This window comes from Pseudonocardia sp. ICBG162 (assembly GCF_020496225.1).
GTDB lineage: Bacteria > Actinomycetota > Actinomycetes > Mycobacteriales > Pseudonocardiaceae > Pseudonocardia > Pseudonocardia alni.
The window spans coordinates 181,012-207,066 of record NZ_JAHLJD010000021.1 but is presented as its reverse complement, the minus strand read 5'-3'; the positions used below and the strand labels follow the sequence as shown (position 1 = coordinate 207,066).

Here is a 26,055-nt window from a genome sequence, read left to right as displayed (position 1 = left end):
GTGTCCGGCGGTGGGACGGGCAATCGTCGAAGTACGGCTCGCGTGATCACGGCGACCATCCGGTACGGGGCCGACCGGAGGCGACGTGGTCCGGTCGCCCCGCGCGGCTGACCAGAGCACCCGAACGCCGGGCCCGGTCGGCCCGCTGGAGCGACCAGGTCCCGTCCCGCCCCCGCACCGCGCACGAGTGCCACGGGGTGGTCCAGGCGTCGTCGGCCGGCACCAGGCGCACCCCCAGCTTCGGCGACCCGGCGGGATGCGGGTGGATGGAAAGCCGCACGCCGTCAGGGAAGCGGTCGGCGACCAGCGCGCTCCAGGCGTTGCTGCGGGCCACGACCCGGTAGGCGCGCTCCCGGGAGCGGCGCTGCAGGGCGGCGCGGCTGCCCTCGTGGTCGCCGGCGTCCTCGACGAGGAAGCGCACGATCCCCAGGTAGAGGGCGCGTTCGGAGGGATCGGTGCGGCAGCGCTGCCGCAGCTGCTCCACCGACGGCGCCCACAGCCGGTCCAGCAGCGCCCGGCGCTCGTCGTGGCCGTACCCGGGGTAGGCGTGCGAGAGATCGAAGAACTCGAACCCGGGCAGCCGCTCGGCGGCCGCGAGTGCGCGCAGGGCGGCGCCGTACTCGTCGACGTGCGGGTCGGGGACACCGATGAGGTCCGCGAAGACGTGTCCGTCGGAGCAGACGAGCACGCGCGCACCGGGCTCGTGCACGGCGGCGATCTCGGCGCGGACCCTGTCGAGGTGGTGCAGCGACAGCCGCTCCCCGGCGTCGGGGAGCCTGCCGAGCACCTTGGCCGGGTTCGGGGACTTGCAGGGGAACGCCGGTAGCACCAGCCGCAGTGGTGTACCGGCGGTGACGGCGGCCCGGATCTGGGCGCGCTGAGGGGCGAAGGCGGAGCGGTCGGGCGCCGGCTCGTCGCGCGGGGCGCGCCGGTGGCGCAACAGGATGTCGAGGACGTCCTCGACGACGGCGTCGACGCGGGTCCGGTCGGCGACCGGGTCCGGAACACAGGTGATCAACGATGCTCCGATCGGCGGGTCGCCACGGGATGGCGACGGCGTGGTGGGTGTCGGTCGGGTCAGCGGGCGTGCGACGACGCGTCGTGGGTCACGGGCAGTGCGCGGACACCGCGGCCCAGCACGGCCGGGGTCCAGTCGAGTGCGGCGGTATCGGTGGCGAACCGCATGCCGGGCAGCCGGGCGAGCAGGGTGCCCAACGCGACCTGCAGCTCGACGCGGGCCAGTGCGGCACCGGGACAGAAGTGGATGCCGTGTCCGAACGCGAGATGCGGGTTGGGGCTGCGGTCGAGCACCAGCTCGTCGGCTCGGTCGAAGCGGCTCGGGTCGCGGTTGGCCGCGCACAGCGACACGATCACCGAGTCCCCGGCGGGGACCTCGCAGCCGTGCAGATCGTCGGTCTCGGCGAGGAACCGCCAGGTGGTGAGCTCGAACGCGCTGTCGTAGCGCAGCAGCTCCTCCACCGCACGGGGCAGCCGCTCCGGGTCGGCGGCGAGGCGGTCGAGCTCGTCGGGGCGGTGCAGCAGCGCGACCAGTGCGGTGGTGATCTGGTTGGTCACCGGCTCCTGCCCGGCGACCAGCAGCTGGAACACCATGGAGTCGAGCTGCTCCGCGGTGAGGTCGCCGGCGTCGCGGGCCGCGACGAGGCGGGTGAGCAGCCCGTCGCCGGGCAGGTCACGGACGCCGTCGACGACACGGGCGATGTAGTCCTGGAGCCCGTGCAGCAGCCCTTCGTAGTGGGCGCGGCGCGGGTCGGTCGGCCCGACCGGGGCGACGACGCCGCCCCACTCCCGCCGGAACCCCGCCGCCAGCTCCTCGGGCAGCCCGATCGCCAGGGCCAGCGCGGCGAAGGGGAAGTGGGCGGCGAACCCGCCGACCAGGTCCACCGGCCCGTCGGTGACCGTCAGGTCGTTGGCGAGCCGGTCGGCGAACTCCTGCAGCCGGGGGCGCAGCTCCTCGGCTGCCCGCGGGGTGAAGGACTCGGTCACCAGCCGTCGCATGACGGTGTGGGTGGGTGGGTCCTGGTGCAGCAGGTGGACCTGCAGCTGGGAGTGCTGCGGTTCGGGCATGATCGACGCCCGGGCCCGCCACCCGTCGTTGCCCAGGCGGTGGTCCTTGCCCAGACGCCGGTCGTTCAGGGTGGCGTGGGCGGCGTCGTAGCCGGTCACCAGCCAGGCGTGCACACCGGACGGGAACGCCACCCGGTGGACCGGGCAGCGCCCGCGCAGCTCGGCGTAGAGCGGGTAGGGGTCGCGCTTGTAGTCCGGTCCGACGAGCGGGACCGGCTCGGTCTCGGGGGCGGTCATCGGGGTCCTCTCAGATCCGCAGTTCGGGACGGGCGTGCTCGAGCCACAGGGCGAGGTCGACGACCCGCTCCAGGCGCAGCCGGGTGCCCCAGTCGAGGCCCTCGGCGGGCGCGTCGAGCAGCGGGTCGATCCGGGTGCGGTCCACGACGTCGGTGACCCGCTCGGTCTCCAGGCAGGTGCGGGCGAGCTGCTGCAGCCCGGCGTTGTAGCCGGGGTCGTGGGTGGCCGGGTAGTGGTTCTTGGCCCGCCACAGCACCGACTCGGGCAGGTGCTTCGCCGCGGCGTTGCGCAGCAGCGACTTCTCCCGTCCGTCACGGGTCTGTTCGCTCCACGGGACCGAGAACGCGTACTCGACGAGACGGTGGTCGCAGTAGGGCACGCGGACCTCCAGCCCGTGCGCCATCGACAGCCGGTCCTTGCGGTGCAGGAGCTGGCGCACCCACCGGGTGAGCGACAGGTGCTGCAGCTCCCGGGAGCGGCGCTGCTCGGGTGACTCGTCGTCGTGGTGCGGGACGGCGGTGAGCGCGTCGGCGTAGGTGTCGGCGCGGAACTCGGTGATCCGCATGGCGGCGGCGAGGTCGGGGTGCAGCGGGACGGCCGCGTCGTCGCCGGTGACCAGCAACCACGGGAACGTCGCCGCGGCCCGCGGGCGCTCGGCGTGGAACCAGGGGTAGCCGCCGAAGACCTCGTCGGCGGCCTCCCCGGACAGCGCCACCGTCGAGTGCTCGCGGATCCGGCCGAACAGCAGGTAGAGCGAGGTGTCCATGTCACCGACACCGATCGGTGAGTCCCGGGCCGCGACGACGGCGCGCCGGTGTTCCAGGTCGAGCAGCGCCGCCGGGTCGAGCACGGTGACCGAGTGGTCGGTGCCGATGTGCGCCCCGGCCTCGGCCGCGTAGGGGGTGTCGTGCCCGGTACGCAGCACGTCGCCGGTGAACTCCCGCGCCTGGTCGGCGTAGTCGACCGCGTAGGAGCGCAGGACCGCGTCGGGTCCGCGGCGGTCGCGCAGCTCCGCGGCGGCGAACGCGGTCACCACCGAGGAGTCCAGCCCGCCCGAGAGCAGGCTGCAGATCTCGACATCGGCCTCCAGCCGGGACCGCGCGGCCCGCTCGACGAGCGCGGCGACCCGCTCGGCCGTCGCCTCGGAGGTGTCGGTGTGCTCGTGCAGCTCCAGCTCCCAGTAGCGGCCGGTGCGGACGCCGTCGGTGTCGGCGACCAGCCAGCCGCCCGGCTCGACCTCGTGCACGTCGGCGTAGACGCCGGGCCAGGTCGAGAACAGCAGCGAGTAGCCCTCGCGCAGGCTCTCGACGTCGACGACCGGGTCGACGCCGGGGTGGGCGAACAGCGCCTTCGGTTCGGAGCCGAACGCGACGCCGCCGGTCGGGGTCCGCGCCCAGTACAGCGGCTTGACACCGAGCCGGTCGCGGCCCAGCACGAGCCGCCCGGTCGGCTGGTCCCAGACCGCGAAGGCGAACATCCCCTCCAGCCGGTCCAGCGCGGCGATCCCCCACTCGCGGTAGGCGGCGAGGACGACCTCGGTGTCGCTGCGGGTGTCGAACCGGTGGTCGCGCGAGCGGAGCTCGGCGCGCAGCTCGTGGTGGTTGTAGACCTCGCCGGAGTAGGACAGGACGGTGCGGGTCCCCTCGCTGCCCGCGAGCATCGGCTGCACACCGCCGTCGATGTCGATCACGGCCAGGCGGCGGTGCCCGAGCGCGGCCCGCTCGTCGTGCCAGACCCCGCCCGCGTCGGGCCCGCGCGGGATCTGGGTCGCGGTCATGGCCTCGGCGATCTCCCGCAGACCCGCCGGGTCGGCGACGGGGACGGGCTCGGCCAGGCCGGCGATGCCACACATCAGGTGTTCTCCTCGGTGGTGGGACGGCCGCGGTGCCCGATCAGCAGCAACGCGGCGACGACGGCCGCGACGGCCGCGACGATCAGGGCGGGACGGGTCGCGAGCACCGTGCCCTCGGTGTTCCAGGCGAGCCCCGCGGCGGCAGGGCCGACCGCGAAACCGAGCGCGCGGGCGCACTGCACGCCGGCTCCGGCCGTCGCCATCCGCTCCCGCGCGGCCCCGGCGAGGACGAGCACCTGCGTGGGGCCGCCGTAGAGGCCGGTCCCCAGCCCGGCCAGCGCCACCCGCCAGGCGACGTCGACCGGGGTCCACTCCCCGTCGGGCAACGCGGCGAGCAGCGCGAAGCCGACCGCGGCGAGGGCGACACCCGCGACCGCCACCGCGCGCGGGGAGAAGCGGTCGGCGAGCCGCCCCGCGGGCGGCCCGGCCACGACCATCCCCAGCGGGAACGCCAGCAGCACGAACCCGGCGGCGGCGGGCCCGGAGCCCCCGGCCTGCAGTCCGACGGCGACCAGGTACGAGGCGGCCGCGAACGCCCCGGCGAGCAGCGCCACGGCCGCGGCCGGCGCGGCGCCACGCGGTCGCAGCGCCGCGGCGACCGAACGGGCCCCGGGCCGCGCACCCCACGCAGTGAGCGCAGCGACCGCGACCACGACCGCCGCGGAGACCACCGCTGTGCCGGCGAGGAGACCGGTGCCGACCGCACACACGAGTCCGAGACCGGCGACGAGCAGCGAGGCGTCGGCGATGCCCGCCCGGTCCGGCCCGGCGAGCACCCCGGCGACGATCCGCGAGCGGCGGACCAGCACGACGGCGACCAGTGACACCAGTACGGCGGGGACGAACGCGACGCGCCAGCCGACCAGCTCGATCGTCGGCCCGCCCACCGCGGGTCCCAGCACCCCGCCGACCGGTCCGGCCGTCGCGGGCACCGCCATCGCGCGGCCCCGGCGCTGCGGGGCGACCGCGGCCACCGCGAGCACCGGCATGAGCACCATCAGCACCGCGCCGCCGGCACCCTGCAGGACGCGCAGCCCGACCAGCACCGGCAGCGACGGCGCGACCACGGCCGTGAGGTTCGCGGCGGCGAAGACACCGACGGCGGTGAGCAGCGCGGGTCGCACGGCGACCCGGTCCAGCCACCGCCCCGCCGGCAGCAGCAGCGCCACGGCCGGGATCGCATACGCCAGCACGACCCACTGGACCGTCCGGGGATCGGCGCCGAATCCCTCCGCGATCCGCGGCAGGGCCACGGTGACGACGTTCATGTCGAACATCGCCGTGAACGACAGCAGGCCCGCCATCGCGACCGCGGCCCGGTCGTCACGCACCTGCCCGGCCGGCTCCGACGCCGTTCCGTCCTCGACCACTCCACCTCCGATCGCCACACCGTCGAGTGACGAGTCGTCACCACACGTGGTCGAGTTCCCGGGCGATACGGCCGAACGGCGCGATCCACGTCACACGTCGTGACGACGACCGGAGGAACTGATCGACCGCGGCCGCCGACTGGTGAGGTGTCCAGGACGAGTACGGCATGAAGGACGTGTGCGGGTGCGACGACACCGACGGACGATCACGACGGCAGTGGCCGCCCTCGCCGCCGCGGTCCTCCTGCTGGCCGGGTGCGGCAGCGGCGCACCGGCCGCCGGCCACGCAGGTCACGAGGGTGGGGACGGGGGCGGTTCGTCGGCGGGCGGTGCCGGTCATCCGGCTGCACCCCCCTGTCCCCCGACCCCGCAGCTCGCGGCCCCGCCCCGGCGCGTGGTCACGATGGACGGCGGGGCCGCCGCGATCCTGAACGAGCTCGGCCAACGTGAACGGATCGTCGGTACCGCCGCCCCGGACTTCTTCGCGACCTTCACCGGCGCCGAGCGGACCGAGCTCGACTCGATCCCGGTGCTGGACCCCGGACACGGCACCACCGAGTCGGTCGTCGCGGCGAAGCCCGACCTCGTCGTCGGGATCTCCAGCTACAGCTTCGGCGGTTTCGACGGCACCCCCTCGGTGGAGCGGCTGCGGCAGGCCGGCGCCGCCAGCCTGGTGGCCTGCGAGGACGCACGCTCGCCGGTGCAGGACATCGACGAGACCTACGCGTTCATCCGGAAGGTCGCGACCGTGTTCGGCGCACAGGAGCGGGGCACGCAGCTGGTCGACCGGATCAGGGCCCAGGTTGCCGCGGCGGCACCCGCCCCCGGCGCCGCGCCGGTCCGGGTGCTGGCGCTGTCTTCTGCCCCGCAGACCGCCCAGCCGCTGATGACCCAGGGCGGCTCCGGCCTCGCCAACGCCATCATCACCCTCGCCGGCGGGCAGAACATCGCCGCCGACCAGGACGGCGACTTCGCGAGCCTGTCCGCCGAGCAGGTCGCCGCGCTCGACCCGCAGGCGATCGTCGTGATCACCGGGTTCTCCCCGCAGAGCGACGCCGAGCTGACCGCGGCCATCCGGTCCAGTCCCGTCCTCGCCTCGACGACCGCAGTCCGCGAGAACCGGCTGGTCACCGTCCCACAGTCGATCACCCTGTCCCCCAGCGTGCTCAACGGGCAGGCCGTCGCCACGATCGCCAAGGGCATCCACGGCACCGGATGACCACCCACGACGAGACCGCGCGGACCGGCAGGCCCTCCGGAGGTCCGGGCTTAACCCTGCCGTACCCGGCTCCCGCGACCGGCGGCCTGCTCGGCCGGGTCCCGCCGGCGGCGGTGCTCGCCGGGCTGCTGCTCGCCCTGCTGGCCTCGGTCGTCGTGGCGATCGGGCTCGGCCCCGTGTCGATCCCGCCCGGCAGGGTGCTCGACGCCGTGACGGCCCACCTGGCCGGGGGCTCCTCCGGGATCGACCGGGCCGAGGACTTCATCGTCTGGGAGCTGCGTACCCCGCGGGTGCTGCTCGGCGTCGTCGTCGGGGCGGGGCTGGCCGTCGCCGGGCTGCTGGTGCAGGCGCTGGTCCGCAACCCGATCGGCGACCCCTACATCCTGGGGCTGTCGTCGGGTGCCTCGGTCGGCGCCGTCCTGGTCATCACCACGATCGGGACCGCGACGGCCGGGCTGTTCACCCTGCCCGCCGCCGCGTTCGCCGGTGCGATGCTGACCGGGGTGGGCGTCTTCGTCCTGTCCCGGGTCCGTGGACGGCTGCACGCGACCCGAATGGTGCTCGCCGGCGTCGCGGTCGGGCAGCTACTCGGTGGCGTCACCTCGTTCCTGCTGCTGCGCACCCGCAACACCGATGCCCAGCAGCAGGTCCTGTTCTGGATGCTCGGAAGCCTGGCCGGGGCCCGCTGGGACCTGCTCGGGTTGTCCGCAGCGGTGGTCGGGGTGCTGCTGGTCCCGCTGTGGTGGCAGGCGAACCGGGTCAACCTGCTCGTACTCGGCGAGGACGCGGCCTCGGCGCTCGGTACCGACCCGACCCGGCTGCGAGCGGCGCTGTTCGTCCTCACCGGGCTGCTCACCGGGGCGGTCGTCGCGGTGTCGGGCAGCATCGGGTTCGTCGGGCTGGTCGTGCCGAACCTGGCCCGGCTGCTGTTCGGCGCCGACCACCGCCGCACCCTGCCGGTGTGCGTGCTGCTCGGCGCGCTGGTCGTCGTCTGGTCCGACACCGCCGCCCGTCTCGTGCTCGCCCCGACCGAACTCCCGATCGGCATCCTCACCGCCGCGATCGGCGTGCCCTTCTTCCTCTACGTGCTGCGCCGCAGCGCGACCGGGGCGGTGGGGGTGTGAGCTCCCGGCTCGTGATCGACGGCGTCAGCGTCGGCCACGGCGGGGACCCGGTCGTGCACGACGCCACCCTGACCGTCCCCGACGGCGCGGTGCTCGCCCTCGTCGGGCCCAACGGATCGGGCAAGTCCACCCTGCTCAAGAGCCTCTACCGGGTGCTCAAGCCGCTGCGCGGGCATCTACTGCTCGGCGACGACGACCTGGCCGCGATGCCGCACCGCGACAACGCCCGCGCGGTCGGGGTGCTCTCCCAGGACGACCCCGGCGGGTTCGACTTCACCGCGTGGGAGGCCGTGATGCTCGGTCGCTCCCCGCACCTGAGCACGTTCGGGCGTCCCGGCCCCGGCGACGCCGCCGTCGTCGCCGACGCGCTGGAACGCACCGGCTGTACCGCGTTCTCCGCCCGTCCGCTGTCGGAGCTGTCCGGCGGGGAGCGCCAACGGGTGCTCCTCGCCCGCGCGCTGGCCCAGCAGCCCCGGGTCCTGGTGCTCGACGAGCCCACCAACCACCTCGACCCCCGCCACCAGCTCGGAGTCCTGCGGCTGGCCAGGGACCTCGGGATCACCGTTATCGCCGCGCTGCACTCCCTCGACCTCGCCGCCCAGTACGCCGACCTGGTCGCCGTGCTGTCCGCGGGCCGCATCGCGGCACTGGGCACACCGACCGAGGTGTTGACCCCCGGGCTGCTCGCGGCGCACTTCCGGGTCGACGGCTCGATCGTCGCGGACCCCGTGACCGGGGCGCCCCGGGTACTGCTGCGCGAGCTGGACGCCGGTCAGTCCACCTCGTGACCGCACCTGCACCGGGCGCCGTCCTGGCAGCCACAGAGGCGCACCCCGGTATACAGCCGCACGCCGCGTTGCCGAGCACGTAGAGGACCGCGCCCACCCCGGCACAGCAGGGGCGGGAGGCGCGTACCCCACCGGCGCGAGCCACCAGCAGCCCGGCCAGCAGGTCCACCCCGGACACCGGTTCCTGACACCGGAGCACCTCGCGCAGCTGCGTCAGCCGATCCGCGACCACCTGGCAGTCCGGACATCGGCGGAGATGGTCGAGAACGAAGGAGTCCTGCGGCCGGTCCTCCCCGGCGAGCGACGCGGACACTGCCTCCCGGCAACGCTCGCAACAGCTCACACCGCACAGGTCGTCCGCATCGACCGGTCGGTTCCCGGAACGCACGAGCGATGAACGGACCGTTGCCCGGCGACACCGAGGAGGCCTACCGCCGCCTCGCCGAGGCCGCCGCGGGTGCTGCGCCGGATACAGTCGCAGCACTCGCCCGAACGACCCAGCAGCAGGTCCAGACCCGCGTGGCCAGGAGGCTCCACATCAACGCGCCCAGTGGGTCATGTGATGGGCAGCTCGACCCGTAGCAGGGTCGGTCCGCCGGTCGGGCTGGACAGGGGAGTGTCCGATCAACGGTGTAACCGGCGTTGATGGATATCAGATGGTGCCGGGGACGATACGGCCTTCGAAGGTGATCGCGAACGCGTTCAGCGCCGGCTTCCACCGCATCGACCACCGGGCCCGGCCTTTCCCGGTCGGGTCCAATGAGCGGGTGACCAGGTAGAGACACTTGAGCGCGGCCTGCTCGGTTGGGAAGTGGCCTCGGGCTCGGACCGCGCGCCGGTAGCGCGCGTTGAGCGACTCGATCGCGTTGGTGCTGCAGATGACGCGGCGGATCTCGACGTCGTAGTCGAGGAAGGGCACGAACTCCGACCACGCGCGCGCCCAGAGCGCGCCGATCGCCGGATACTGGCCGACCCAGCGTTCGGCGAACTCGTCGTAGCGGGCGTTCGCGGCCGCCTCGGTGGGCGCGGTGTAGACCGGCCGCAGATCTTTGGCCATGGCTTCCCAGTCGCGGCGCGACGCGTAGCGGAAGGTGTTGCGGATCAGGTGCAGGATGCAGGTCTGGACCACCGTGGCCGGCCAGACCGTGGTGATCGCCTCGCCGAGCCCGGTCAGGCCGTCGCAGACGGCGATGCACACGTCGGCGGTGCCGCGGTTCTTGATCTCGGTGAGTACGGCCAGCCAGAACTTCGCGCCCTCCCCGCCCTCCCCGGCCCAGATCCCGAGGATGTCTCTGCGCCCGTCCACCGTGACCCCGATGACCACGTAGAACGGCCGGTTGGCGACCTTCCCGTCGCGAATCTTCACATGGATCGCGTCGATGAAGATCACCGGATAGACCGGGTCGAGCGGGCCGGTTCTGCCACTCGGTCATCTCCTCGACCACCTTGTCGGTGATCCGCGAGATCGTGTCCTTGCTGACCTTCGCGCCGTAGACCTCGTCGAAGTGCGCCGCGACCTCGCCCGTGGTCAGCCCGCGGGCGGTCAGCGACAGAACGATCTCATCGATCCCGTCCAGACGGCGTTGGCGCTTGCACACAATGGCCGGTGCGAAGCTGGCGTCCCGGTCGCGGGGCACGTCGATCTCGACCGGGCCGATCTCGGTCAGGACCGTCTTCGAGCGTGTGCCGTTGCGTGAGTTCCCGCCGTCACGCCCGGTCGGGTCGTGGTGCTCATAGCCCAGGTGCTCGGTCATCTCGGCCTCGAGCGCGGTCTCCAGGACCGTCTTCGTCAGCCCGGACAACAGGCCGCCTGGACCGACGAGCTCGACGCCCTCGGCGCGAGCGGCCTCGACGAGTTGCGGGGCCAACTGCTGCTGATCAATCCGATTCGGCACAGGCTCGATCGTGTCGGTCATGACAGCTCCTCCCGCCGAGCTGCGCTCGGCGTGTCGGACCAGTTACACCCAAGACCGGACAGTCCCGCACGACGCGACCGTGCGCCACTGTCGTCTTCGCGCTCGCGGGGGCTGAGACCGAGAAGCCGTTGCGTACTCGGATGTGTACGCGTTCGGGTACGCTGTGAGGTGTGTGGGTGCCTGAGGTGTTGTCGTTCCGGGAGTTTCGTACGGCGTTGGCGGCGACGTTGAAGCGGGTGCAGGACCCGGATGCGGAGCCCGTCTTCGTGGGTGCGCATCGCAAGCCCGAGGCGGTGGTGATGTCGGTGGCCCGTTACGAGCAGCTCGTCGGAGCGGCTCAGCGGCGCGCTGATGTCGACGAGGCGCTCGCCTCGGTGCGCGCGGAGGGCCTCGAGCCCAGCGCGCAGAGCCTGGCGTTGCTCGACGGTGTCGCGGCGGGTTCGCTGAGCACCGACGAGGCCCGTGAGCGTGTCCTGGCCCGTTACCGCCGTTGACCGGCCCGGACCCCTACCTCGACACCGGTGTCCTGCGGAACCGGCTGGGCATCTCCGACCCGGCCGAGCTCGCCCAGGCCGAGGCCGAGCTCACCGGGCGCTACGACCTGGACCACCTGCAGGATTTCCACCACTACATCTTCAGCGACCTCTACGACTGGGCCGGGCAGCTGCGCACCGTGTCCATCGGCAAGGGACAGCTGTTCTGCCTGCCCCACCACCTCGAAACCTTCGCCGACGACATCTTCACCCGCCTGCAGGCCCAGCAGGTGCTGCGCGGGCGTGACCTCGACGGCTTCGTCACCGGCCTGGCCGAACTGCTGGGCGACATCAACGCCCTGCACCCGTTCCGGGAGGGCAACGGACGCACCCAGCGGGCGTTCCTGGCCCAGCTCGCCCACGACGCGGGCTACGAGCTGCGCTGGACCACGATGGACCCGGCCGAGAACAACCGAGCCTCCGCGCTCTCGCTGGCCGGTGACAGCTCCGCCCTGCACACCATGCTCGCCCACCTCGTCAGGCCACTCCGCCAGCCACCCCAGTCACGGCCGGCCTCCACCGACAGCTGAGCAGCGCCTCCGTCTCGACGTCGGTCCGGCTTCTCGAGGGGGTGTGCCGTGTGTGCCGGAGTCGGCAAGGCGTTCCTGCCGGTGTGTCCGCCGCGTCTGGCCGAGTGGGCTGAAGAATTGTCGGTCCCCTGTCGCACACTGAGTCCGTTTCCCCGGCGCTGTGCGAGAGGATCGCGATGTCAGACCCCGTCATCGTGGCAGGAACCGCCCTGTCCCGTCAGCTGCAATCAGCATTCCGCAACGCACGCGATGCCCGCCGAATCGAGTGGGTCGAACGGGAGAACGAGGCCCTGACCGCCCTGCGGGTCCTGGCCACCTACCTCGCCTACCACCCAGGAAGCGCCACCGCCCGGGCCATCACCACCACGCTGACCGACAGTATTGATAATCCGGGGGAAGACATGTCTCTCGTAGAGCATGCACTACCCTCGGCCGCAAGTATCAATACAGCAGAGGGTGACACAGTGGCGCGAATCGAAACGGTACAGCTCATCGACGACCTCGACGGCGCGGCCGCTGATGAGACCGTCGCTTTCGCCGTCGACGGGAAGCTGTTCGAGATCGACCTCAATGCGACCAACGCCGCGACGTTCCGGGACAAGCTCGCCCCGTTCGTGTCCGCCGCACGGACCGCAGGAGGCGGCCGGGTCGCACGACGTCGCGAGGCGGCCGCGGCGGCAGGCTCGACCGAGGCTCGGCGCCACAGCCAGGCGGTGCGTGTGTGGGCGCGGGAGAACGGATACGCCGTCTCCGAGCGGGGCCGCATCCCCGCCGAGGTCGTCGAGGCCTACCGCGAACACGGCTCGGACACCTCGACGTCCGTACCGGAGAAGGCCGCGCCGACGACACGGCCACAGACCGCCCAGTTCAGCGGGTAGTCCCGCACAGGTCTATATCCGCGGTGCTCGGCCGAGGAGCCGCAACACCGTGGAGCGGTCTGCCTCCGCGTGTCTGTCGCTCATCCAGCACGCTGCACCGCTCCGCGGACGCGTGATCGCGAGCATCCCTGGCTTGTCCGACGGCTCCCAGAGCCTCAGCTCCGCACACCTACGAACAGGCCACGCCCGGTCGGCCCGCCTGGTACGTAGCGCACCGAGCATCCGGCGTCGGCCAGCGCTTCGCGGTAGGCCTGCTCCGGCCACAGGCTGAGGATCTCGATCTCGGTGAAGTCGGAGATGCCGGTCTCGTCGGCGACGACGAACCGCAACTCCATGCGGGTCTTCCCGTCGACCAGCGTGGAGTGGGAGACTCGGGTGATGGTTCGGTCCGGGCCGCGGCTGAGGTCACCGGCCACGTAACCGTCGATGAATCGCTCGGGGAACCACCAGGGCTCGATCACGAGCACACCGCCGGGCACCAGGTGCCCGGCCATCGTCGCGACGGCAGCACGCATGTCGGCGACTGTGTCGAGGTAGCCGATCGAGCAGAACATGCAGGTCACGGCGTCGAAGCGGCGATCGAGGCGGAAGGAGCGCATACCCCCGCGGTGCAGCGGGACGCCCGGGACTCGCTCGGCAGCCAGCGCGATCATCGGTTCCGCGATCTCGATGCCCTCGCAGTGCTCGACGAGCCGGCGGAACTGTTCGAGGTGGATCCCGGTCCCGCAGGCGACGTCGAGCAGGCTGGTGATCTCGGGGCGCTCGGCGGTGATTTCCGCGACGACATCGAGGGCCTCCTGCTCCCAATCCTTGCCGCGGCTACGGTAGATCGTCTCGTAGACGTCTGCGTGGTTGTCGGTGAACATCGGTACCTCCGGTCTCGGTGACGGCGGGGCGGGTGGGTCAGTCGGTCGCGGACACCGGCTCGCCGATCAGGAGCAGGACCGGTGGCGCCGGGCCGCCCGGCGCGATCCGCTCGGTCCACCAGCGGTAGTCGGGCGCGGACAGTCCCGCGGTCAGCGAGGCCAGGTCGGCGCCGTCATAGGTGCGCAGGGCTGAGACCAGCCCGTCCCACGTCACCACGAGCGGTAGTACCCCGAGGACGGTGCAGAGCAGCCGCAGAGGGGTCGGGTTTCGCAGGACGTGGCCGACGACCAGCATCGGCGCGAGCAGCGTCGCCAGCAGCGATGGCCACCGGCGTTCGGAGGACTCGGCGACGCACAGCGGTGCACGTCGGGTGAATGCGTCGGCGAGCACGGCCCGGGCCACGTCCGGCGGGAAGTGATGGAAGGCGGTGAAGACGGTGCGGATGCCGTCCTGCCCCTCGGGGACCGCGGTGGCATCGACCGGGTCGGGGTGCACGTGGGTGCGGCCATCACCGATGCGATCGCAGGCGCCCTGCAGCGCGCGACGGTTAGGGAAGCGGTCGGTGAACACCAGCTCGACCGGACCTGCGTCCTGCTGCAGCTCGGGCTTGAGGTGCTCCCACGGGCCCGACGCGCCGGAGCACAGGTCAATGACCCGCCGCTGGCCGGTCCGCCGCACCAAACCTGCCAGCACCGGCGTGACCGGCGCATAGAAGCGGTGCCGCAGGACGAGCGCTTCCTGGAGGAAGTCGGTGGTCATGTCCCGTAGCCGGCTTGGGAACCACGACTGGTCCTCGAACTCGAACAGGTGTAGTCGGGGTACGACGGAGCGCATGGGCATCCCTTTCACCGGCCAGCCTCGTCGCCGACGCTCGCAGCGCGCACTCGAGGCGCTGTCCAGGGCAAATAGACTTCTCTTGGGAAGTATCTTCTCGTGGTAGCGTAAATAGCATGAGCTCCGCACCGATCTTGGTCACCGGCGCGACCGGGGACGTCGGCAGGCGCGTGGTCACCCGCCTGTTACGTCTCGGGCATCCGGTCCGTGCCCTGGTCCGGGGCTCGGACGAATCCGGGCTACCGGCGGACGTCGAGATCCGGCGCGGGGACCTGAACGACCGCGAGGCCGTCCGGACCGCGGCGGAGGGCACCACCGCGGTCTACCTGTTCCCGGTTCCCGAGGCGGTGGACCGGGCAGCCGACGGGCTCGCCGATGCCGGCGCGCCACGGGTCGTCGTACTCTCCTCACTGCTCGCCGGCGCGGACGGCGACGTCGCTACCGGGCCGCTGCACCGGCGTTGCGAGGATGCGCTGCACGCCCGCTCATTGTCGGTCACCGCGATCCGCCCCGGCGCGTTCATGGACAACGACCTGGCCTGGGCCGGGCTGCTCGCCCGGTTCGGGGAGCTGCCGCTGGCCTGGCCGGACGTCGCCGTCGCCCCGGTCCACACTGACGACGTCGCCGCCACCGTGACCGACGCCCTCGTCGCGGTCGGAACCCCACCGGTGGTCGAGCTGACCGGCCCTGACCTGCTCAGCCCGGTCGATCGTGCCGCGATCCTGGCGCGGGCCGCAGGCCGGCCGATCCCGGTCGCGGCGACCGGACCCGACCGGGCCCGCGAGGCGCTGGCCGAGGTGCTCCCCGCAGACGTCGCGCAGGTCGCCGTCGAGGCCACCGGCTGGACCGCGGAGCACGGCCAGGTCCTGCGCCCCCGCACCCGGCCGACCGGCTACCGGCAGTGGGCCGTCGAACGGGCTCCGGAATTCGTCTGACATCCGACCGAACGCGACTCGGGAGAACCGTCCCATGACCGATCTCCGATCTGCCGGCCCGGCGAAGCCAGACCCGCGTCGCCGGACTGCCGCTGCCTTCGTTCTGGTCGCCGTGGCGATGGACATCCTGGATACGACCATCGTGATCGTCGCCCTCCCGGACATGGAACGTGACCTGGGCGCCGGCAGCACCGTCCTGCAATGGATCACCGCCGCCTACACGCTGACCTTCGCACTCACCCTGATCACGGCCGGGCGGATCGGCGATCGCATCGGTCGGCGGCTGGCCGTCCAGATCGGCATTCTCGGCTTCGTCGTCACCTCGGCGGTCTGCGCACTCGCTCCGACCGCCGAGATCCTGGTCGCGGGCCGGGTCGCTCAGGCGCTGGCAGGGTCGCTGATCCTCACCCAGGCACTCGCGATCTTCCAGGTCGAGTTCCCGGAGGCCGAGCGCCCCGGCGTGCTCGGCGTCTTCGGAGCGGTACTGGGCTCGGCCGCGGTGCTGGGCCCGATCCTCGGCGGTGTGCTGGTCGCCGCCGACATCGGCGGTCTGGGCTGGCGCACCATCTTCTGGATCAACCTACCGATCGGTGTCGTGGCGTTCCTCGGCGTTCGGCGCTATCTGCGCGAGTCACGCGCGGCTCGGCCACCCGCCCTCGATCCGAGCGGGCTGGCACTGCTCACACTCGCGCTGTTCGCCCTGCTCCTGCCCCTGGTGCAGGGCCGCGAGCTCGGGTGGCCGTGGTGGGGCTTCGCCATGGTCGCCGCCGGGTTCGTCCTGCTGGTCGTGTTCGCCCGTTCGCAGGTCCGCCGGGAACAGGCCGGTGCGGTGCCCTTGGTGCTGCCCCGGCTGTGGCGGGAACGCTCGTTCGTCGGAGGCCTCGGGATCGTGCTGACGTTCCTCGCGGCGTTCATGAGCATGTTCTTCGTCCTGAACTACTACCTGCAGGTCGGGCTGGGGTTCGGCCCGCTCGGCGCCGGGCTGGCACTCGTGCCCAGTGCCGTGTCGACCGTCGTGTTCTCGCTGCTGTCGACGCCGTTGCTACGCCGGTTCGGGACCCGGGTCCTCACCGTCGGCGCACTGGTTGGAGCGGTCGGTCTGCTGCTGCTCACCGCGACCGTTCAGCTCGCCGACGACGGGTTGCGGGCGTGGTGGCTCGCCCCTGCATTGCTGCTCGTCGGGTCCGGGATGGGCCTGGTGACAGCGCCGGTCATCGACGTCGTCCTGACCCGCGTGCCGGCCGACGACGCCGGTGCCGCGTCCGGGGTGCTCAACACCGCCGAGCAGCTTGGCGCGGCGCTCGGTGTCGCCGCAGTCGGCACCGTGTTCTTCGGCTCCGTCGGAGCGGCCGGGCCGGGTGGGCAGACCGAGCTGGCCGACGCGCTCGGCGCGGCGCTCTGGGTCAACATCGGACTCATGCTGCTCAGCGCGGCGCTCTCGCTGCTGCTGCCGCGCCGGATCCGGCGCCGTTCGGCCGAGGAGGCCCCCGTATGACCGACCTGAACCCGCGACCGGAGATGCCCGGCCGAGAGGCCGACCACAGGCACGGCACCGAGATCGCGCAGGCCCAGTCGATCCTGGACGTCATGAGGGACGGAGACGAGGCCACGTTCGCCGGCATCGTGCACCCGCGCGGGACGAACCTGGAAGCGGCGCTGGAGCCACTTGCCTGCCGGGTCCCCGGACCGGCCGGGTTCCACGCGACCGCGATGCTGCTGCGGCACGCGTTCTCCGGCCTGGACTGGAGCACGCACGCCGCGGTGGCCAGGGACGACACGCTCGTCGCCCACGCCACCATGTCCGGGCGGCACACCGGGGTGCTCTACGACTACGACCGCGCGGGCCAGGTGGTCGGCGCGTTCCCACCGACCGGCCGGACCTTCTCCACCACGCAGACCCACTGGTTCCGGTTCCTCGACGACCTGATCATCGAGCACTGGGCCAACCGCGACGACCTCCGGACCGCGACCCAGCTCGGCTGGTTGCCGCCCCGTCCGCTCTACCTGGCGCGAATGCTGCTGGTAACCCGCCGCGCGCAGCGGGCACAGCGGTGCGGCGAAGAACCCGTGCTGCACAGCACGCCCGCCCGATAACCCGACCCGACACCCGACCTCTCCCAGAAGGTGGGCACGATGACTGCACGCACGCAGCTGCGTGGACTCCCGCGCTGGCTCAAGCCGCTGAACAAGCTTTTCGTCCAGCTCCAGCGCCGAGGGCTCGGCGTCAGCGGGCTCGCCGTCCTCACGATCCCCGGTCGCCGCAGCGGTAACCCGGTGTCCACGCCGGTGACGCCGATGAGCGTCGACGGCGCGACGTACCTGGTGGGCTTCCCCGGTACGAACTGGGTGGCCAACGCCCGTGCCAATCCCGGTAGCGCCCGGCTGGCACGCGGGCGGCGCGACGACGCCGTCACGATGGTCGAGATCCCGGTCGGGGAGCGGGCACCGATCCTGCGCGAGTTCCCCCGCCAGGTCCCGGTCGGCACGCGGATGATGATCCGGGCCGGCCACGTCGCGAACGGGACGCCGGAGGAGTTCGTCGCCATCGCCGACCGCTGCGCGGTGTTCCGGGTCGACCCCCGCTGACCGGCACCGTACGGAAACGGCCCCGCCCGATCGGGCGGGCCGTTCCGGCACGTTCCGAGAGTGCTCAGCGCACCGCGATGCGAGCCGCGACCTCGTGCTCGACGGTGGCGCGCAGACCATCATCAAGGCCGACCCTGGGCGCCCATCCTGTGGCCCGGCGGAACGCCGCCGAGTCGACCTCGATGCTCCGCAGGTCCTCGGCGGTCGCGAACTCCGGCGTCGGGACCCGCTGGACCGGGACCGGCCGGGTCCGCGTCACCGTCGCGACCACCGCGGCGATCTTGGCGAACAGCTCTCCCAGCTCGACCGGGGAGTCCCCACCGACCGGCCAGGCCCGGCCCGATGCGACCACGTTCAGACCGCGGACGACGGCGGTCGCCGCGTCCCGGACGTGCAGCAGGTCCCGCGTGATGCGGCCGTCGTTCCACAGGGTCAACGGTTCCCCGTCCAGCGCCAGCCGCACCATCGCCGCCACCACACCGCCGCCTGCCGGGCAGCCGTCCGCGGCAGGCGGGCCGTAGAGCGTGGGGAGCCGCAGCGCGACCGCACGGATGTGGCCCGCCCGGCCTGCGTCGCGCAGCAGCCGCTCGGCCCGGCACTTCCTGCGGTCGTAGCCGGTCTCCGGCCGGTCTATCTCGGAACCGTCCACCCTGGCGGTGGATCGTGTGCCCACCTGCGTCACCGACCCGCTCCATACCACCGGCACCGGCACCGGACAGCGTCGCTCGGCCAGCGCCGCCAGCACCGCGACGAGCGTCGGGTCGGCGGGGACGTCCCGTGCGGCGGGGCCCTCTGCGGTACGCCAGCCTCGTCCCCCGGTGTGGTCGATGTCGGCGACCAGGTGGATCACTGCCGACGCGCCGGTGACGACCGCGGCCGCCGCACCCGGCTCGGTCAGGTCGGCCCTCACCACCTCGATCCCGGACCCCGGCGGCACCAGCGCCGGGCGGCGGGCGACGGCGCGGACCTCCCGGTGCCCCGCCGCGAGCAGAGCGCGCAGCACGTGCGAGCCGAGGTACCCGGACGCCCCGAGTACGACGACCGGGCCGCTGGCGCTCACCGCATGCCGGCCGGGACCGGCCGCGAGTCCAGCGTGGCGGTGGTGTGCCGGGCCGCCCGGAAGTCGGGGTCGTCCAGGATCCCGCGCAAGAAGCCGACCGTCGTACACAAGCCCGGCCCGGTCACCACCGTCTCGTCCAGCGCGCGGAGCATTCTGCGGCGAGCCGACTCGCGGTCGGGACCCCAGGTCACGATCTTGGCCAGGAGCGAGTCGTAGTGGGGCCCGATCTCGTCACCCGCTCCTACGTGCGAGTCGACCCGGGTGAAGGGGCCACCGGGCAGCATGAGCCGATCGATCCGGCCCGGTGTCGGTGCGAAGGCCCGATCCGGGTCCTCGGCGTTGATCCGGCACTCGATGGCCGCCCCGGACGGGGCGGTGACCTGGCCGGGTCCCCGCTCGCCCGCGGCTATGAGCAGTTGCTGCTGGACGAGGTCCAGCGCGGTGGTCATCTCGGTGACCGGGTGCTCCACCTGGATCCTGCTGTTCACCTCGAGGAACGAGAACTCCCCGCCGTCGGTGAGCAGGAACTCCACGGTTCCGGCCCCGCGGAATCCCACCGCGCGCATTCCCGCGGTCGCCGCTGCCGCGATCCGCTCGCCCAGCTCGGCCGGGAGTCCCGGCACCGGCGCCTCCTCGACCAGCTTCTGGTGGCGCCGCTGGATGGAGCAGTCCCGGCCGCCAACGGCGGTCACCTCGCCGTGGTCGTCCGCGAGCACCTGGATCTCCACGTGCCGGGCGCCGGTCACGTAGCGCTCCAGATAGACGGCGGGGTCGCCGAAGACGGCGCGCGCCTGCGCCGAGGTCCGCCGGACGGCGGGAGCGAGATCCTCGACCCGGTGCACCACAGTCATCCCCCGGCCGCCGCCACCGGCGACCGCTTTCACGATCAGCGGCAGGCCGACCCGGTTCAGCACCGCGCCGGCCTCCTCCGGCCCGGTCACCGCGCCCTCGCTGCCGGCCAGGACGGGCACCCCGGCCGCGGCCATCAGCTCCTTGGCCCTGGCCTTGTCACCGAGCGCGGCCATGACCTCCGGCGGCGGTCCGACGAAGGTGAGGCCGTTGCGGGCGCAGATCTCGGCGAAGTCGGGATCCTCGGAGAGGAACCCGTATCCGGGATGCACGGCGTCGGCTCCGGTGTTGCGGGCCGCCTCGACCAGCGCGGGAGCGAGCATGTAGCTGTGCCGGGCAGGAGCAGGCCCGATGCACACCACGTCGTCGGCGAGCCGGGCGGCGGCCGGGTCCGGATCGCCGGCCGAGTGCACCACGACGCATCCGAGTCCCAGTTCACGACAGGCCCTCGCCACTCGCAGCGCGATCTCGCCTCGGTTGGCGACCAGTACCTTCCGGATCACTCCGGCCGCCCCGGCTCGATTCGGAACAGCACCTGGCCGAACTCGACTCCCGCCCCGTCCGGCGCCTCGACCGCGGCCACCCGGCCGGCGACCGGGCACTCGACCGGGTTCATGAGCTTCATCGCCTCGACGATGCCGAGCTGCTGGCCGGGCCGGACCTCGTCGCCCTCGACGACGAACGGCGCAGCCCCCGGCTCCGGACGGTGATAGAAGGTGCCGACGAGCGTCGCGGTCACCGCCACCGACGTCTCGGACTCCGTCTCCGGGGTGGGAGCGGCGGCCGCCGGCGCGGCCGCGCCGGCGGCCCACTCGACCTCCAGACTGCTCTCGCCGTCGCGCAGGAACAGCCGGGCGGGTGTGCTCTGTTGCGCGAAATCCAGGGCATGCTGGCAGAGCCGCTCCATGGCGTCGGTCTGCCGGCCGCGTTTGTCGGTGTCGGATAGGCCGGTACGCAGGCCCGTGGTGCCGTTCGTCGTCATGAGTTCCCTCCTCGGTCACGGTGGTTGCCGAACGCCGAGTAGCGCAGAGCACGTGTGCGGCGGAGCTCCTCGGCGGGCAGCCCAATGAGTTCGGCGAGTGCCGTGGTCACGGTGCGGCGCACCGCGTCTCCGACCAGGGCACCGTCGGTGGACGGGCCCGGGATGACACCTTCCACCAGGCCGTTCCGCAACAGCGCTGCGGCGCCGATCTGCAACGCCTCGGCGGCCTCCGGTGCGCGGGCGGCGTCTCGCCAGAGGATCGCCGCGCAGCCCTCCGGGGAGATGACCGAGAACACGCTGTCCTCCAAGGCGTAGACCCGGTCGGCGACGGCCACGCCGAGCGCCCCGCCGCTGCCGCCCTCACCGAGCACCACCGACACCACTGGCACGGCGAGCCGGGCCATGAGCCTCAGGTTCTCGGCGATCGCGTGGGCCTGGCCGCGGCGCTCGGCGTCGACCCCGGGGTGCGCCCCGGGGGTGTCGACGAGTGTCACCACCGGGATTCCGAGCTTCTCTGCCAGCCGCATGACCCGTCCCGCCTTGCGGTACCCCTCCGGCCGCGGCATCCCGAAGTTGCGGTGCACCCGCTCGGCGACGGTGTCCCCGCGCTGCTGACCGACGATCGCCACCGGCACGCCGTCCCACCGCCCGAGCCCGGTGACGATGGCCGGGCAGTCGCCACCGCTGCGGTCCCCGCGCAGTTCCACGAAGTCGTCGACGGCGCGTTCGATCATCGAGGTGGTGGTGATCCGTCCGGCGGTGCGCACCGCACGCACCGAATCCCACGCCGAGCGGTCCGGCAGAGCCCCGGGGTCCCGGACCAGCTCGACTGGCTCCACCCGGGTCGGCGACGACGGCCGGGCCGCGGACAGCAGTGCGGCGAGCGTCGCGCGCTGGGCCGCCCGCGGGACGACGGCGTCGACCAGCCCGTGTTCCAGCAGGAACTCTGCGGTCTGGAACCCTTCCGGCAGCTCCTGTCCGAGCGTTTGAGCGATCACCCGCGGCCCGGCGAAGCCCAGCCGCGCACCGGGCTCGGCGAGCACGATGTCGGCGAGCGGGACGAACGACGCCGCCACACCGCCGTAGGTGGGGTCGGTGACCAGCGAGATCGTCAGGAGCCCCGCGGCGTCGAGATCCGCGAGTGCCCGGCTGGTCCGCACCATCTGCATGAGCGCGATCGCGCCCTCCTGCATCCGGGCCCCGCCCGAGGCGCTGACCACGAGCAGCGGGTGCCCGCGTTCGACGGCGGCCCGCGCGGCCTGCTCGACGAGAGCGCCCAGTGCCGCTCCGAGGCTGCCGCCGAGGAAGTCGAAGTCCATCGCGGCGACCACCACCGGGTGGCCGCGCAAGGTGCCGGTGGCGCAGGCGGCCGCGTCGGTGAGGCCGCTGCGGGCTCGTGCCTCGGCGAGCCGATCTCGGTATGAACGCAGGTCGGTGAATCCGAGCGGGTCGTCCGGCACCCCGCTCAGGTCACCGAACTCGGTGGCCGAGCCGGCGTCGAGCAGGAACGCGATGCGGTCCCGCGCTCCCATCCGGGCGTGATGACCGCAGGACGGGCAGACGCCGAGCTCGCGCCGGAAGCGGGGACGGTAGAGCATGCCGCGGCATCCGGGGCAGTGCAGCCAGTCAGCGTCTGGCGTGCCGGACGGCTGGGTCTCACGGGCGGGGGAGAGGGTCATGACGGCTCCCGGGTCAGACTGCCGCGAGGGCCTGCAGGACCGCATCGATCACGCGGTCCTGCAGGTCTCGGGGCAGGCTCGGGTACATAGGCAGGGAGAAGATCTCGGTCGCCAGACGCTCGGTCACCGGCAGTGCGCCGGCCGGCACCCCGAGGCGGGTGAATCCGCGCATCGTGTGCACCGGCCACGGGTAGCTGATGTTGAGGTGGATGTCGTCGGCGCGCAGCTTCTGGAGGATCGCGTCCCGGCGCGGATGCCGGACGACGTAGACGTAGTAGACGTGATCGTTGCCATCGGCGACTGCCGGCAGCACCAGACCGGTGCCGGACAGCGCATCGGCGTACCGGTCCGCGACCGCCCGGCGGGCGGTCAGGTAGGAGTCCAGCCGGGTCAGCTTCCGACGCAGGATCTCCGCTTGGACCGCGTCCAGTCTGCTGTTGTGCGCGGGGGTCGACTCCGTGTGGTAGACGTCGTCCATCCCGTAGTAGCGCAACCGTCGCAACGCACGATCCACCTCGGCCGCGCTGGTCAGCACCGCGCCGCCGTCGCCGTAGGCGCCGAGGACCTTCGTCGGGTAGAAGGAGAACGCAGCGGCGGCTCCGAAGGTGCCGGCGAGCGCGCCGTGGTGGCGGGCGCCGTGGGCCTGCGCGCAGTCCTCCAGGATCGCGATGCCGTGCCGTTCCGCGATCCGGCGCAGCGGCGCCATGTCCACGCACTGCCCGTAGAGATGCACCGGGACGATGCACCGGGTGCGCGAGGTGACCGCGGCCTCGACCGCGTCGACGTCCATCAGGAAGTCCTCCTCCCGGACGTCAACGAACCTCGGCACGGCGCCCATCGCGTCGATCGCGACGACGGTCGGGGCGGCGGTATTCGACACGGTGATCACCTCGTCACCTGGTCGGATACCGATTGCTTCGAGACCGAGCTCGATCGCGTTCGTCCCGTTATCGACGCCGACGCAGTGCGCAACACCGTGGTAGGCCGCGAACTCGGCCTCAAACCCGGCGACGCTGGGCCCGAAGACGAGCTGCCCGGACCCGAAGACTGTCTGCACCGCGTCCAGCAGATCGTCCCGCTCAGTCTCGTACTCGGGCAGGTAGTCCCAGACTCTGGTGGGCATACGGGTTCCCTTCTTGGAGGCTCAGGAGAGGAGAACGGCGGCGGTGTTGGCGACAGCAGCGGCGAGCGCTCCACCGACCCGCGTCAGGTGCCATCCCCGCCACCGGTGGCGCAGCACCCGGAGTTCCGCAGGCCCGGGCGCGGCTGCGATGGAGGCGTTCACCCGGCGCAGCACGACCGCGGAGACCGTCAGCAGCACCAGCAGCCCGAGCACGGCTAGTGCGTGAAGGACGGCCGCGGAGACGACCGGGGCGGCCGGCACCGCACCTGCGCTGAGGCCGATTCCCAGCAGGGTCAGCAGGGGCATGACGGTGTCCATCCGCCGCAGCACGAACGTGTTCGTCTCGGGATACCGGTCGTCGGGTTGCGCCATCAGCAGCGGCAGCAGAACGAGCAGGGCGACGGTCAGCGCGCCCGCCACCGCCGCCGACACCACGGCGGCGAGCAGCGGGAGCATGCCGGTCACACTGCTTCCAGGACGGTCGGTCCCTCGTCGAGGAAGGACCGGGCGACCCCGACGACGTAGCCCCCGTACTCCGAGCCGGTGAGCCGCAGGCCCAGCTCGAGGCATTCCTCGGCACCGATGAGCCCCTGCCGGAGTGCGATCTCCTCCAGGCAGGCGATCCGGACGCCCTGCCGTCGTTCAAGGGTCTGGACGAACTGGGATGCTTCCAGGAGGGACTCGTGGGTGCCGGTGTCGAGCCAGGCGTAACCTCGGCCGAGCGCGACCAGCGAAGCGCGTCCGGCCTCCAGGTATGTCCGGTTTACGTCGGTGATTTCCAGCTCCCCGCGGGCCGACGGCCGTAGGCAGCGGGCGATCTCCACCACCAGGGGGTCGTAGAAGTAGAGGCCTGTGACCGCCAGCCGGGACCGCGGGTTCTGTGGCTTCTCCTCCAGGGAGAGCAGCCGCCCCCGGTCGTCGATCTCGGCGACGCCGTAGCCTCGGGGATCGTCCACCTCGTAGCCGACCAGGACTGCCCCGTCCAGGTCGCGGACGCATCGGGCGAGCACGTCGGAGAAGCCGCTCCCGTGGAACAGGTTGTCGCCGAGGACGAGTGCCACGTTCTCGTCCGCGACGAAGTCGGCGCCGATCCGGAAGGCGTCGGCGAGACCGCGCGGGGCGTCCTGGACCGCGTACTCCAGCCGGAGCCCGAGGTGGGTGCCGTCCCCGAGTAGCCGCCGGAACGACGGCAGGTCCTCGGGGGTCGAGATGAGCAGGATCTCCCGGATCCCGGCCAGCATCAGGACCGAGATCGGGTAGTAGACCATCGGCTTGTCATAGACCGGAAGCAGCTGCTTGCACGCCGCCGAGGTGGCAGGCCGCAACCGGCTGCCCGTCCCCCCAGCCAGCACGATCCCGCGCACGGCTCACATCACCCGGACGTCGGGTACATAGGAGATCCACCGGCCACCTGCTTCGCGGAACGCGCTCTCGCGCTGCATGATCTCGTCCGCGTGGTTCCAGGCGAACAGCAGCGCGTAGTCCGGGTAGGGGGCGGTGAACTCCGCGGCCGGCGAGACGGGGATGTGCGCGCCTGGGGTGAGCCTGCCCTGCTTCTCCGGCGTGCTGTCGTACACCGTGGCGACCAGGTCAGGGCCGATGCCGGTCCGGTTGGTGACTGTCGCGCTCTTGGCGGTCGCGCCATAGGCCACGACCCGCCGGCCCTCGTCGCGCAGCCTCTCCAGCAGGCCGACCAGATCATCGCAGATCCGGTCCACCCGCTTGGCGAAGTCCTCCAGCGTTCCGGGGGCGTGCAGCGCGCGACCGGCCTCCTCGGCCAGCAGGTCGGCGACGGCGGCGGACGGGACGCGCGCCCCCGCCCGCGCCAGGGTGTAGCGGACCTCGCCGCCGTGCACGCCGAGACGCACGACGTCGACGAGCTCGAAGCCGAAGCGGTTGGCCATCGAGGCCACCGACGTCGCCGAGAACAGGTAGAAGTGTTCGTCGTAGATCTGGTCGAACGACCCCCGCTCCACGATGTCGCCGAGGTAGGGGTCCTCGAAGACGAGCACGCCGTCCGGGGTGAGCAGCACGTCCAGACCGGCGAACACCGAGTCCAGGTAGGGGATATGGCAGAAGGTGTTGGCCGCGTAGACGACGTCCGCCCGGCCGTGCTCGTCGAGCACCCGGCGTGCCGTCTTCTCCTCGAAGAACGCGGTGAGGACTGACAGCCCACGTCCTCGGGCAACCTCTGCGACCCCACCGGACGGCTCCACCCCCAGGTGACGTACGCCCGCTTCTGCGACGGTCCCGAGCAGCACCCCGTCGTTGCAACCCAGTTCGATCAGGAACGCGTCCGGCCCGCTCAGCTCGGTCGCCAGCAGGCTCCGCGCGGTGGTCGCGAAGTGCTCCCGCATGACCGAGGACAGCGAGGACCGGTACGGGTACTCCTCGTGGAACATCCGTTCACGGGGCACCTCGTCGCGCAGCTGAATCATGTGGCAGGAGCGGCAGGAACCGACCCGGAGATGGTAGAAGAATTCGCTCTCGATCTGTTCGGGACCCAGAAGAAAGGCGTCGGACAGCGGCTGCTGTCCCAGATCGAGGAATGTTGTGACATCGCCACCACAGACCCGGCACCCGGACATGGCACTCCTTTCGTTTCGGT

The 26,055-nt window shown here is 72.3% G+C and carries 25 protein-coding genes and 1 pseudogene; 10 read left to right on the top strand and 16 right to left on the bottom strand.

Annotation, left to right across the window (positions count from 1 at the left end; all coding sequences use genetic code 11):
* Nucleotides 1-46: 46 nt before the first annotated feature.
* Genes KPL60_RS22010 through KPL60_RS21990 form a run of 5 tightly spaced genes read right to left on the bottom strand, consistent with a single transcriptional unit; the run spans nt 47 to nt 5,884 of the window.
* Nucleotides 47-1,018: an isocyanide synthase family protein gene (locus tag KPL60_RS22010; RefSeq protein WP_226367059.1), complete on the bottom strand. Its 972-nt coding sequence runs from the start codon at nt 1,016-1,018 to the stop codon at nt 47-49.
* Between the two features lie 59 nt (nt 1,019-1,077).
* Nucleotides 1,078-2,322 (bottom strand): cytochrome P450, encoded by a 1,245-nt coding sequence (locus tag KPL60_RS22005; protein WP_226364815.1) that lies wholly within the window; start codon nt 2,320-2,322, stop codon nt 1,078-1,080.
* A 10-nt stretch (nt 2,323-2,332) separates the two neighbouring features.
* Nucleotides 2,333-4,174, bottom strand: a complete 1,842-nt coding sequence (gene asnB, locus KPL60_RS22000) for an asparagine synthase (glutamine-hydrolyzing) (protein ID WP_226364814.1) — start codon at nt 4,172-4,174, stop codon at nt 2,333-2,335.
* Nucleotides 4,174-5,544, bottom strand: a complete 1,371-nt coding sequence (locus KPL60_RS21995; RefSeq protein ID WP_226364813.1) for an MFS transporter — start codon at nt 5,542-5,544, stop codon at nt 4,174-4,176. The genes asnB and KPL60_RS21995 overlap by 1 nt, the downstream gene beginning before the upstream one ends.
* A 37-nt stretch (nt 5,545-5,581) precedes the next feature.
* Nucleotides 5,582-5,884, bottom strand: coding sequence for a hypothetical protein (locus KPL60_RS21990; protein ID WP_226364812.1), 303 nt, complete (start codon nt 5,882-5,884; stop codon nt 5,582-5,584).
* 63 nt (nt 5,885-5,947) lie between these two features.
* Between KPL60_RS21990 and KPL60_RS21985 the strand changes: the two genes are divergently transcribed.
* The 3 genes from KPL60_RS21985 to KPL60_RS21975 are packed head-to-tail and all read left to right on the top strand — an operon-like array spanning nt 5,948 to nt 8,675.
* A complete protein-coding gene (locus tag KPL60_RS21985; RefSeq protein WP_226364811.1) occupies nt 5,948-6,763 on the top strand; it encodes an ABC transporter substrate-binding protein in 816 nt (271 codons plus the stop codon).
* A complete protein-coding gene (locus tag KPL60_RS21980) occupies nt 6,760-7,887 on the top strand; it encodes an iron ABC transporter permease (protein ID WP_226364810.1) in 1,128 nt (375 codons plus the stop codon). Before KPL60_RS21985 ends, KPL60_RS21980 begins: the two co-directional genes overlap by 4 nt.
* A complete protein-coding gene (locus tag KPL60_RS21975) occupies nt 7,884-8,675 on the top strand; it encodes an ABC transporter ATP-binding protein (RefSeq protein ID WP_226364809.1) in 792 nt (263 codons plus the stop codon). The genes KPL60_RS21980 and KPL60_RS21975 overlap by 4 nt, the downstream gene beginning before the upstream one ends.
* 652 nt (nt 8,676-9,327) lie before the next feature.
* Here KPL60_RS21975 and KPL60_RS21970 read toward each other — a convergent pair.
* Nucleotides 9,328-10,591, bottom strand: a pseudogene (locus tag KPL60_RS21970) (IS256 family transposase).
* A 176-nt stretch (nt 10,592-10,767) separates the two neighbouring features.
* Between KPL60_RS21970 and KPL60_RS34815 the strand changes: the two are divergent.
* The 3 genes from KPL60_RS34815 (at nt 10,768) to KPL60_RS34810 (ending at nt 12,532) form a co-directional block, all read left to right on the top strand.
* Nucleotides 10,768-11,085 carry a type II toxin-antitoxin system Phd/YefM family antitoxin gene (locus tag KPL60_RS34815; RefSeq protein ID WP_226364803.1) on the top strand — a complete coding sequence of 106 codons (318 nt, stop codon included), beginning with the start codon at nt 10,768-10,770 and terminating at the stop codon, nt 11,083-11,085.
* Nucleotides 11,082-11,654, top strand: coding sequence for a Fic family protein (locus tag KPL60_RS21960; protein ID WP_226364804.1), 573 nt, complete (start codon nt 11,082-11,084; stop codon nt 11,652-11,654). The genes KPL60_RS34815 and KPL60_RS21960 overlap by 4 nt, the downstream gene beginning before the upstream one ends.
* Before the next feature lie 176 nt (nt 11,655-11,830).
* Nucleotides 11,831-12,532: an Lsr2 family protein gene (locus KPL60_RS34810; protein WP_308016632.1), complete on the top strand. Its 702-nt coding sequence runs from the start codon at nt 11,831-11,833 to the stop codon at nt 12,530-12,532.
* 155 nt (nt 12,533-12,687) lie between these two features.
* On the opposite strand, the gene KPL60_RS21950 is transcribed toward KPL60_RS34810, so the two are convergent.
* Together KPL60_RS21950 and KPL60_RS21945 are read right to left on the bottom strand one after the other, a co-directional pair.
* Nucleotides 12,688-13,398 (bottom strand): class I SAM-dependent methyltransferase, encoded by a 711-nt coding sequence (locus KPL60_RS21950; RefSeq protein WP_226364808.1) that lies wholly within the window; start codon nt 13,396-13,398, stop codon nt 12,688-12,690.
* A 37-nt stretch (nt 13,399-13,435) separates the two neighbouring features.
* Nucleotides 13,436-14,158 carry a hypothetical protein gene (locus KPL60_RS21945; RefSeq protein WP_226364807.1) on the bottom strand — a complete coding sequence of 241 codons (723 nt, stop codon included), beginning with the start codon at nt 14,156-14,158 and terminating at the stop codon, nt 13,436-13,438.
* A 191-nt stretch (nt 14,159-14,349) separates the two neighbouring features.
* Here KPL60_RS21945 and KPL60_RS21940 point away from each other — a divergent pair, with 191 nt between their 5' ends.
* From KPL60_RS21940 to KPL60_RS21925, 4 genes are read left to right on the top strand one after another with little or no spacing between them, the layout of a single operon-like run.
* On the top strand, nt 14,350-15,168 hold the full coding sequence (locus tag KPL60_RS21940; RefSeq protein WP_226364806.1) for an SDR family oxidoreductase: 819 nt from the start codon (nt 14,350-14,352) through the stop codon (nt 15,166-15,168).
* A 34-nt stretch (nt 15,169-15,202) separates the two neighbouring features.
* Complete coding sequence (locus KPL60_RS21935; protein WP_226367058.1) at nt 15,203-16,663, top strand: MFS transporter; 1,461 nt, start codon at nt 15,203-15,205, stop codon at nt 16,661-16,663.
* Complete coding sequence (locus KPL60_RS21930; RefSeq protein ID WP_226367057.1) at nt 16,660-17,262, top strand: ester cyclase; 603 nt, start codon at nt 16,660-16,662, stop codon at nt 17,260-17,262. Before KPL60_RS21935 ends, KPL60_RS21930 begins: the two co-directional genes overlap by 4 nt.
* 39 nt (nt 17,263-17,301) lie before the next feature.
* Nucleotides 17,302-17,754, top strand: a complete 453-nt coding sequence (locus KPL60_RS21925) for a nitroreductase/quinone reductase family protein (RefSeq protein ID WP_226367056.1) — start codon at nt 17,302-17,304, stop codon at nt 17,752-17,754.
* A 64-nt stretch (nt 17,755-17,818) separates the two neighbouring features.
* Here the strand turns inward: KPL60_RS21925 and KPL60_RS21920 are convergent, their stop codons facing one another.
* The 8 genes from KPL60_RS21920 to KPL60_RS21885 form a co-directional block, all read right to left on the bottom strand.
* The gene (locus KPL60_RS21920) at nt 17,819-18,814 is read right to left on the bottom strand and encodes an NAD(P)-dependent oxidoreductase (protein ID WP_226367055.1); all 996 of its coding nucleotides are present in this window, start codon (nt 18,812-18,814) and stop codon (nt 17,819-17,821) included.
* Nucleotides 18,811-20,166: an acetyl/propionyl/methylcrotonyl-CoA carboxylase subunit alpha gene (locus KPL60_RS21915; protein WP_226367054.1), complete on the bottom strand. Its 1,356-nt coding sequence runs from the start codon at nt 20,164-20,166 to the stop codon at nt 18,811-18,813. Before KPL60_RS21915 ends, KPL60_RS21920 begins: the two co-directional genes overlap by 4 nt.
* Nucleotides 20,163-20,645, bottom strand: a complete 483-nt coding sequence (locus KPL60_RS21910; RefSeq protein ID WP_226367053.1) for an acetyl-CoA carboxylase biotin carboxyl carrier protein subunit — start codon at nt 20,643-20,645, stop codon at nt 20,163-20,165. The genes KPL60_RS21915 and KPL60_RS21910 overlap by 4 nt, the downstream gene beginning before the upstream one ends.
* The gene (gene accA, locus KPL60_RS21905) at nt 20,642-22,243 is read right to left on the bottom strand and encodes a carboxyltransferase subunit alpha (protein WP_374228734.1); all 1,602 of its coding nucleotides are present in this window, start codon (nt 22,241-22,243) and stop codon (nt 20,642-20,644) included. The genes KPL60_RS21910 and accA overlap by 4 nt, the downstream gene beginning before the upstream one ends.
* Before the next feature lie 94 nt (nt 22,244-22,337).
* A complete protein-coding gene (locus tag KPL60_RS21900; RefSeq protein WP_226367051.1) occupies nt 22,338-23,447 on the bottom strand; it encodes a DegT/DnrJ/EryC1/StrS aminotransferase family protein in 1,110 nt (369 codons plus the stop codon).
* A gap of 21 nt (nt 23,448-23,468) precedes the next feature.
* Nucleotides 23,469-23,912 (bottom strand): DUF1772 domain-containing protein, encoded by a 444-nt coding sequence (locus KPL60_RS21895; protein ID WP_226367050.1) that lies wholly within the window; start codon nt 23,910-23,912, stop codon nt 23,469-23,471.
* Nucleotides 23,909-24,811 carry a glucose-1-phosphate thymidylyltransferase RfbA gene (gene rfbA / locus KPL60_RS21890; RefSeq protein WP_226367049.1) on the bottom strand — a complete coding sequence of 301 codons (903 nt, stop codon included), beginning with the start codon at nt 24,809-24,811 and terminating at the stop codon, nt 23,909-23,911. The genes KPL60_RS21895 and rfbA overlap by 4 nt, the downstream gene beginning before the upstream one ends.
* A gap of 3 nt (nt 24,812-24,814) precedes the next feature.
* On the bottom strand, nt 24,815-26,035 hold the full coding sequence (locus tag KPL60_RS21885) for a class I SAM-dependent methyltransferase (protein WP_226367048.1): 1,221 nt from the start codon (nt 26,033-26,035) through the stop codon (nt 24,815-24,817).
* Nucleotides 26,036-26,055 lie beyond the last annotated feature (20 nt).

Bases quoted from the DNA above. Each gene is read 5' to 3' on its own strand.
- KPL60_RS22005 (WP_226364815.1), bottom strand. From the start codon at position 2,322: ATGACCGCCCCCGAGACCGAGCCGGTCCCGCTCGTCGGACCGGACTAC.
- asnB (WP_226364814.1), bottom strand. From the start codon at position 4,174: ATGTGTGGCATCGCCGGCCTGGCCGAGCCCGTCCCCGTCGCCGACCCG.
- KPL60_RS21990 (WP_226364812.1), bottom strand. From the start codon at position 5,884: ATGACCGGCACCGCCCGCCGACGAACCGCCCCCGTCCCCACCCTCGTG.
- KPL60_RS21985 (WP_226364811.1), top strand. From the start codon at position 5,948: ATGGACGGCGGGGCCGCCGCGATCCTGAACGAGCTCGGCCAACGTGAA.
- KPL60_RS21980 (WP_226364810.1), top strand. From the start codon at position 6,760: ATGACCACCCACGACGAGACCGCGCGGACCGGCAGGCCCTCCGGAGGT.
- KPL60_RS34810 (WP_308016632.1), top strand. From the start codon at position 11,831: ATGTCAGACCCCGTCATCGTGGCAGGAACCGCCCTGTCCCGTCAGCTG.
- KPL60_RS21950 (WP_226364808.1), bottom strand. From the start codon at position 13,398: ATGTTCACCGACAACCACGCAGACGTCTACGAGACGATCTACCGTAGC.
- KPL60_RS21945 (WP_226364807.1), bottom strand. From the start codon at position 14,158: ATGACCACCGACTTCCTCCAGGAAGCGCTCGTCCTGCGGCACCGCTTC.
- KPL60_RS21940 (WP_226364806.1), top strand. From the start codon at position 14,350: ATGAGCTCCGCACCGATCTTGGTCACCGGCGCGACCGGGGACGTCGGC.
- KPL60_RS21935 (WP_226367058.1), top strand. From the start codon at position 15,203: ATGACCGATCTCCGATCTGCCGGCCCGGCGAAGCCAGACCCGCGTCGC.
- KPL60_RS21930 (WP_226367057.1), top strand. From the start codon at position 16,660: ATGACCGACCTGAACCCGCGACCGGAGATGCCCGGCCGAGAGGCCGAC.
- KPL60_RS21925 (WP_226367056.1), top strand. From the start codon at position 17,302: ATGACTGCACGCACGCAGCTGCGTGGACTCCCGCGCTGGCTCAAGCCG.
- KPL60_RS21910 (WP_226367053.1), bottom strand. From the start codon at position 20,645: ATGACGACGAACGGCACCACGGGCCTGCGTACCGGCCTATCCGACACC.
- accA (WP_374228734.1), bottom strand. From the start codon at position 22,243: ATGCTCTACCGTCCCCGCTTCCGGCGCGAGCTCGGCGTCTGCCCGTCC.
- KPL60_RS21900 (WP_226367051.1), bottom strand. From the start codon at position 23,447: ATGCCCACCAGAGTCTGGGACTACCTGCCCGAGTACGAGACTGAGCGG.
- KPL60_RS21885 (WP_226367048.1), bottom strand. From the start codon at position 26,035: ATGTCCGGGTGCCGGGTCTGTGGTGGCGATGTCACAACATTCCTCGAT.